Source organism: Candidatus Sodalis sp. SoCistrobi (genome assembly GCF_900143145.1).
GTDB lineage: Bacteria > Pseudomonadota > Gammaproteobacteria > Enterobacterales > Enterobacteriaceae > SoCistrobi.
On the sequence record NZ_FRDB01000178.1, the window covers coordinates 1 to 5911 of the forward strand.

Below are 5911 nucleotides of genomic sequence, written 5' to 3' on the forward strand. Positions count from 1 at the left end.
GCATGATTACCAGTGACAACTGGGGCAGCTATGCAAGAGAGGTGCCGAAGCAGAAACATCTGACTGGCAAGATCTTCACGCAACGTATAGAGCGCAATAACCTGACGCTCCGTACCCGCATTAAACGACTGGCGCGTAAAACGATTTGCTTCTCGCGCTCTGTCGAGATCCACGAAAAAGTCATCGGAGCCTTCATCGAAAAACACATGTTCTACTAATTGGAATCATTACCACGCTTTTCACTCAGCGAGCAGGATGAGCAATATTATCAATCGCCGTAAAGCGCCGTGCGTCATTACGCTTATCGTCGGTCATCTTCTGCCTTTTCCACTACGCCGCGAGGAACAAGCCAAGATGCGTTTTTCCTGTTACATATGTTTAGAATTTACTAAACGAAGTAAAGCTGAGTCAGATCGACCCTTTTAAGACATTTCGTTATTTAATACCGCCAAAGTGTATTCCATATTAGTCAATAACAGGCAATACCCGGCAGTTGTTTAATGAGGAATCACTAATGAAAAAGACCACGCTTGCATTGGTTATGACGGTATTCGCGACCAGCAGTAGTTTTTCCGCGTTTTCCCGGGCCGACGGCCCGCAGGGACAGCCATCCCAGCAGCAGTGGCAACAGGGCCATGGCGGTCAGGGTGGACCAGGAGGACACGGCGGCGGGCAAGGCAATCAGAGTGGACCTGGAGGACGCGGCGGCGGGCATGGCGGCGGCCATGAGGGAGGTCCCGGCGGTGGCCGTGGTCATGAGGGGGGTCCGCACGGCAATCCGGGCAGGCCCGGCGGCCCACGTGATCATTTCGCCTGGAACGGCCATGACTTCCGCCGCGGCCATCCCGCCCCCCGGCGTTTTCGCGGCGATGATTATCGCGTTTACGATTGGCATGCGCGCGGCCTGCAGGCGCCGCCGTACGGAGAACATTGGGCCTATATCGACGGCAATTATGTGTTGATTGCCGCCGCCACGGGGATCATTACCTCCATCATCATGAGCACTATGCTGCCTCATTAATCGTCCCACGCCGGTGGCGTTGCGCCGCCGGCGGCTTTAAGAATGTCTTTTGCCTGCGTTGGCTTCCAAACGGCAGCGCTTGCGTCCCGCCCGCCCAATCATTAACCTGTAAACTCTCAATTTCCATTATTTTTGCGGACGTCGACGAAGCGCCGGCACAGCCCCGCGAAACATCAACAGGCAAAGCGAATGGAAATCATCATTATCGGCGCCGGCGTGATCGGCGCGTCACTGGCCTTTGAAGCTATCAATCTCGGCGCCAGCGTGACCGTACTCGACGCCGGCGAACGGGTCAGCGGCACGTCCGGCACCTCTTTCGCCTGGGTCAACGCCCACGGCAAACCGCCGCGGGACTATCAACGCTTGAATGATGCCGGCATAGACGCGCATCAAGCGCTGCAGGCGCGCTTTCCTCACCGTCGCTGGTTACATCTCACCGGCAGCGCCGAGTATCGTCATCCGCATGACGCCCCTGCGCTGGCGACGAAGGCAGAGCAGTTGACGGCATGGGGGTACCCAGTTCGCTGGCTGGACAAAGAGACGCTACTGGCGCAAGAACCGGCGCTGGCACGCGACGCCGTACCCACCACGCCGGTGTTGTGGTGTGAACGGGAGGGTTGGCTGGATACGCGGCTGTACATCGACACCCTGCTGGATGCGGTAATCGACGGCGGCGGCAGCGTGTCCACCGCCACCCCCGTTACCGCCATCATCCGTCAGGGCAATCGCGTTACCGGCGTCACCCTGGCTAACGGCCGTGCGCTCCATGCCGACAGGGTCGTGAACTGTTGCGGGCGCTGGGCCGATAGCCCGCCTTTCCAACCGGATCTCGCCCCGCCGCTCGCCCCCACCGCGGGCTTGCTGGTGCGGGTGCCATCAGCCGCGGCGCCGGTCCGTCACGTCCTTATCACCCCGACGTTCGATATCCGCCCCGACGGTCCCGATCATAGTCTTATCTGTCCTAACGATCTGGAGGTGTCTTGGGCGCTCACCGAATCTCCCACCGGCCGGGACCAGGCGGCAGCCGCGCTATTAGCACAAGCCGCCCGACTGTTGCCAGGCTTGCGGGGTGTAACGGATTATCAGGTCACCACCGGCATTCGTGCGTTGCCGCAAGACGGGTTGCCCGCGGCCGGCCCTTTGCCGGGCATTACGGGCTATCACCTCCTGGTCACCCACAGCGGGGTGACGCTGGCGGCGCTGCTGGCGACGCTGACGGCGCAAGAGCTGATAACAGGCCAGCCTGCGTCGTTATTAGCGCCCTTCCGTCCAGACCGTTTTTTCCATTAGCCATCCACACCGCGCCTCAAAAAAAATCCCTTACCCAAACGCGGTAGGCCTGAAAAGGGAAACCATGGCCCCTACTCGGCGGCCCTGGAAAGGAAAATCCTGCCCCCTAATCGGCGGACCTGAAAAGAAAATCTCTTACCCAAACGCGGCAGGTCTGAGAAAACAATCCCTATCCATAAACGGCAGACGTGAAGGCACGACCCATGGCCGCGATGACGTTTTTAATGCCGTGCGCCCGCCAGAATGAAACCATCGCCTGCAGCAGCGGCACGTTACCGGCAAGTTCCGCCGGCGGCCTGAGCATAATGCGATGTCCCGGTACCCTCGGCAGCGGTGGCAGCCAGCGCTGCGCGCAATACAGCGGATCATATTGCCCACTGTAACAGCGGATGCTGCCGTTACCCGCCCGCCATCTCGCCCTGATGGGCGACGCGCCATAGCGGCTTAAGATTTCTTTGCCACGCCTGCCGGGTTGAAGGTGACGGCCAACGAGCCGGTCGCCACGGCGGCGGTCGCGGCCAGCGAACCGCCAAGAGAATGACCGGTAAACAGCACTTTGTCGCCAAAACGCCGTTTGGCTTGCCGCGCCAATGCGACGGACTCTCGATATTGTGCATCCCGGAAGCCCAGCGATGCGCGTATATTGGTCAGCCAGTCGTTAAAATCATTAGTGCCGGCAAAAGCCAGCGCCACCTGCCTGCCGTTGCCATAGAAATTGGCTTGAAAGCCTGAACACGGATCGCGCAGCACGCGCTCATCGAAACCATAACGGCGCAAATCGGCGGCGGTAAAACGACGGAAAGCACCCGGTGGCAAAGTGGAATGTTCAGCGTAAACATCGCCGGCAATCTGCGCTAACTGATAGTCCCCCTTCTGCGGCGAAATGACGCAGGTAATGTAATCACCACCGCGCCGGCCCTGAATCGTGGGCGTCGGCACACTTTGTTGCCTCGCCGTGTCGCCGTCAGCGGCCGTATTGGAGACGCGCGCGACGGTGTTAAGCCGCGCCACCGTGGCAAGAAGTGCCCGGTGGCCGCCGGCCGGATAATTTGTTAAAGACGCCAAAACGTGACTCGGCGCGAAAATTCGTCGTAACATGTCTCCCCCAATCGCTCAACCGCTGTTGTTAAGGGCAATTTAAGGGATAGCGATGGTTGGAAATTGCAGGAAGCGATCATATCGCCCTACTTGGCCGCCAATATACGGGCGATTGCCGGCGGGTTGAGCCTGCGCCAGCGGGTAAAACACTTCCCGCCACAATTTATCATCTGTTTGTGGCGAGGTGGTGAAAAGACAAATAAAGACCGTTATTAATGCCTGCAATAGCTGCGAGCGTAAACATATATTTCCCTGCTTGATCACCCGCTAGCGCAAACCGCAAATACCATAATTAAGCCATTTATATATCTGTGAATTTTCCTGAAACGATGCTGCGGGAAAATTAATACTGCTGCCAAAGCACATTGACAAACATGAGCCAACTTAACAATATGAGCGCCGACAAGGATAATCGCTCATCTTGATAACTCGATATTATTCAAGTAATTATGGAGACTATAAATATGCCAACCTTGCACAAGCCAGCAGTTTATTTGCCGGAATACATTATTAGCCAGCAAGACACGATTAATTTAGCCAGGACAAATTTTAAAGACAATCCTAATCTGGAAAAATCGATAGAATTGATTATTAATACCGGCGTCATGAAAAGACATATTATACAGCCAATTGAACTCGCCACGTTACATCCCGGTTTTGGCTACCGGAATTCAGTATTTGAATACGAGTCTAAACGTTTGGTGCCCGGCGTGGTTGAGCAAGCGCTGAACAATGCCGCCGTCAGCGCCAGCCAAATCGCCGCGATTATCTATGTCTCTTGTTCGGGTTTTTTGATGCCATCGCTAACCGCCTGGCTTATTAATCATATGGGGCTACCGGATAACACCATGCAATTGCCCATCGCCCAGCTGGGCTGTGCCGCCGGCGGCGCCGCCATCAATCGGGCGCATGATTATGTTCTGGCCCATCCCGGCAGCAACGTATTAATCATCAGCTGCGAGTTTTGCTCGCTGAGTTATCAGCCCACCGATGGCGACGTCGGCAGTCTGCTTTCCGATGGGCTATTTGGCGATGCCATCAGCGCAGCGGTGGTCACCGCGGAACCCGGCGAGGGTCTGTCGCTCGAACGCAACGGCAGCTATCTGATCCCTGAAACCGATGAATGGATCCGCTATCAGGTGAAAGACACCGGTTTTCATTTCCGCCTGGACAAGCGCGTGCCGGGCACCATGAAACCGCTTGCACCGGTGATGCGTCAATTGGCCTGCGATCACGGCTGGGATATCGAGAACCTGGCCTATTACATTATTCACGCCGGCGGGCCGCGTATCCTGGATGATCTTGCCAAGTATCTGCGCGTGGATTTAGAGCAGTTTTCTTTCAGCCGCGACACGCTGGTCAATTGCGGCAATATCGCCAGTTCGGTAGTGTTCGAGGCCTACCGCCGCATGCATGAAAAAGGGATTTTCGCACGCGGCGGCAAGGCGATTATCGCCGGCTTCGGCCCCGGTATTACCGCCGAAATGAGTCTGTCGCAGTGGATCTAACTGATCGGCTTATTGGCCATGCGTTTGTGAGTCCTTTAACGTGCACGAGGGCGGGCGACGCATGCCGATATGGGGAATGCCATCTTCATCGTACGGACTCGTCACCGCGGCAAACCCCAGACCGCGGTAAAAGGCTTGCAAATGCGCCTGGGCGGAAAGGGTACCGGTTTCTCCGGCCAGTGCGCGGCGCACGACGCCAGCGCACGACCCATTAACTGCGCCCCCAAACCCAAACCGCGCGCGCGCGGGGGGCAATCACCACCCGTCCGATACTCACCGCGTCCCGCTGCACCAGCAAACGGGCGCACGCCATCAGCCCCGCTTCGTCAAAGCCGGCAATATGCCGATTGTCGCCCTCCATATCCGCGTATAGACACTGTTGTTCAAGAACGAATACCGCGCTGCGCAACGCCAGCAGTTGGTAAAGTACCGGTGCGCTCACCTCGCTGTGGTGCCAGTCGCACCAATTTACCGTCATGATAACCCCTCTCTCCGGTGAATGATTGCTTGCCGCCGCCCCGTCCGACGGCGTGCCTGCGGCAATGTCCTACACTTAAAAGGGCATTATGCCTGAGCCATCGGTAAAAATGGGGTAAAGATGAAACAGAAAAATAGCACAATCGGGCTGGCGCCTTATGGCGGCTCTGCCGGCGGGTGGGGGGCATTAAAAGCGGTGGCCGATGCCATTCGCGGTCAGATGTCGGTAAACCAGGATGTTATTGCTCTGAATAACCCCGAGTTTATTAGAGAGTAATTTTGGCAATACTACGCCGCTTCCTCTGATGCTAATTGCAAAGCGTAATAGTTCATTTCGGCTTCAGTAGGAGGGATGTAACCCAGCCGCCCGAGCAGCCTTCTGTTGTTGTACCAGTCCACCCAGTCCAGCGTGGCCAACTCCACTTCCGTCCGGTTTTTCCAGCTCCCGCGGTGGATAACCTCCGTTTTGTACAACCCGTTGATACTCTCTGCCATCGCATTATCGTAGGAGTCGCCG

General features: G+C 56.9%; 7 protein-coding genes and 2 pseudogenes. 6 read left to right on the forward strand and 3 right to left on the reverse strand.

All coding sequences use genetic code 11. The features are described 5' to 3' along the window. The 3 genes from CINSTRO3249_RS11720 to CINSTRO3249_RS11730 form a co-directional block, all read left to right on the forward strand. Positions 1 to 218, forward strand: a 218-nt coding sequence (locus CINSTRO3249_RS11720) for an IS1 family transposase (protein ID WP_217265391.1), incomplete at its 5' end; no start/stop codon positions are given. 296 nt (positions 219 to 514) lie between these two features. Further along, positions 515 to 1021, forward strand: a complete 507-nt coding sequence (locus CINSTRO3249_RS11725; protein WP_074013412.1) for an RcnB family protein — start codon at positions 515 to 517, stop codon at positions 1019 to 1021. 189 nt (positions 1022 to 1210) lie between these two features. Continuing rightward, positions 1211 to 2311, forward strand: coding sequence for an NAD(P)/FAD-dependent oxidoreductase (locus CINSTRO3249_RS11730; RefSeq protein WP_074013413.1), 1101 nt, complete (start codon positions 1211 to 1213; stop codon positions 2309 to 2311). Positions 2312 to 2755: 444 nt separating this feature from the next. Here CINSTRO3249_RS11730 and CINSTRO3249_RS11735 read toward each other — a convergent pair whose 3' ends face one another. Further along, positions 2756 to 3250, reverse strand: a complete 495-nt coding sequence (locus tag CINSTRO3249_RS11735) for a Tle-like phospholipase domain-containing protein (RefSeq protein ID WP_174249781.1) — start codon at positions 3248 to 3250, stop codon at positions 2756 to 2758. 222 nt (positions 3251 to 3472) lie between these two features. Between CINSTRO3249_RS11735 and CINSTRO3249_RS17245 the strand changes: the two genes are divergently transcribed. Both CINSTRO3249_RS17245 and CINSTRO3249_RS11740 read left to right on the forward strand, forming a co-directional pair. Next, positions 3473 to 3625, forward strand: coding sequence for a hypothetical protein (locus CINSTRO3249_RS17245; RefSeq protein ID WP_174249782.1), 153 nt, complete (start codon positions 3473 to 3475; stop codon positions 3623 to 3625). A gap of 248 nt (positions 3626 to 3873) precedes the next feature. Beyond that, positions 3874 to 4917, forward strand: a complete 1044-nt coding sequence (locus CINSTRO3249_RS11740) for a type III polyketide synthase (RefSeq protein ID WP_074013415.1) — start codon at positions 3874 to 3876, stop codon at positions 4915 to 4917. A 9-nt stretch (positions 4918 to 4926) separates the two neighbouring features. On the opposite strand, the pseudogene CINSTRO3249_RS11745 reads toward CINSTRO3249_RS11740, so the two are convergent. After that, positions 4927 to 5395, reverse strand: a pseudogene (locus CINSTRO3249_RS11745) (GNAT family N-acetyltransferase). Between the two features lie 120 nt (positions 5396 to 5515). On the opposite strand from CINSTRO3249_RS11745, the pseudogene CINSTRO3249_RS17250 reads away from it, so the two are divergent. Then, positions 5516 to 5656, forward strand: a pseudogene (locus tag CINSTRO3249_RS17250) (oxidoreductase); the annotation flags it as partial. Positions 5657 to 5682: 26 nt separating this feature from the next. On the opposite strand, the gene CINSTRO3249_RS11755 reads toward CINSTRO3249_RS17250, so the two are convergent. Next, the coding region (locus tag CINSTRO3249_RS11755; RefSeq protein ID WP_143146879.1) for an integrase core domain-containing protein at positions 5683 to 5911 on the reverse strand (229 nt) is incomplete at its 5' end.

What these genes read in the sequence shown, in the direction of transcription:
- CINSTRO3249_RS11730 (WP_074013413.1), top strand. Translation starts at nt 1,211, where the DNA reads ATGGAAATCATCATTATCGGCGCCGGCGTGATCGGCGCGTCACTGGCC.
- CINSTRO3249_RS11740 (WP_074013415.1), top strand. Translation starts at nt 3,874, where the DNA reads ATGCCAACCTTGCACAAGCCAGCAGTTTATTTGCCGGAATACATTATT.
- CINSTRO3249_RS11725 (WP_074013412.1), top strand. Translation starts at nt 515, where the DNA reads ATGAAAAAGACCACGCTTGCATTGGTTATGACGGTATTCGCGACCAGC.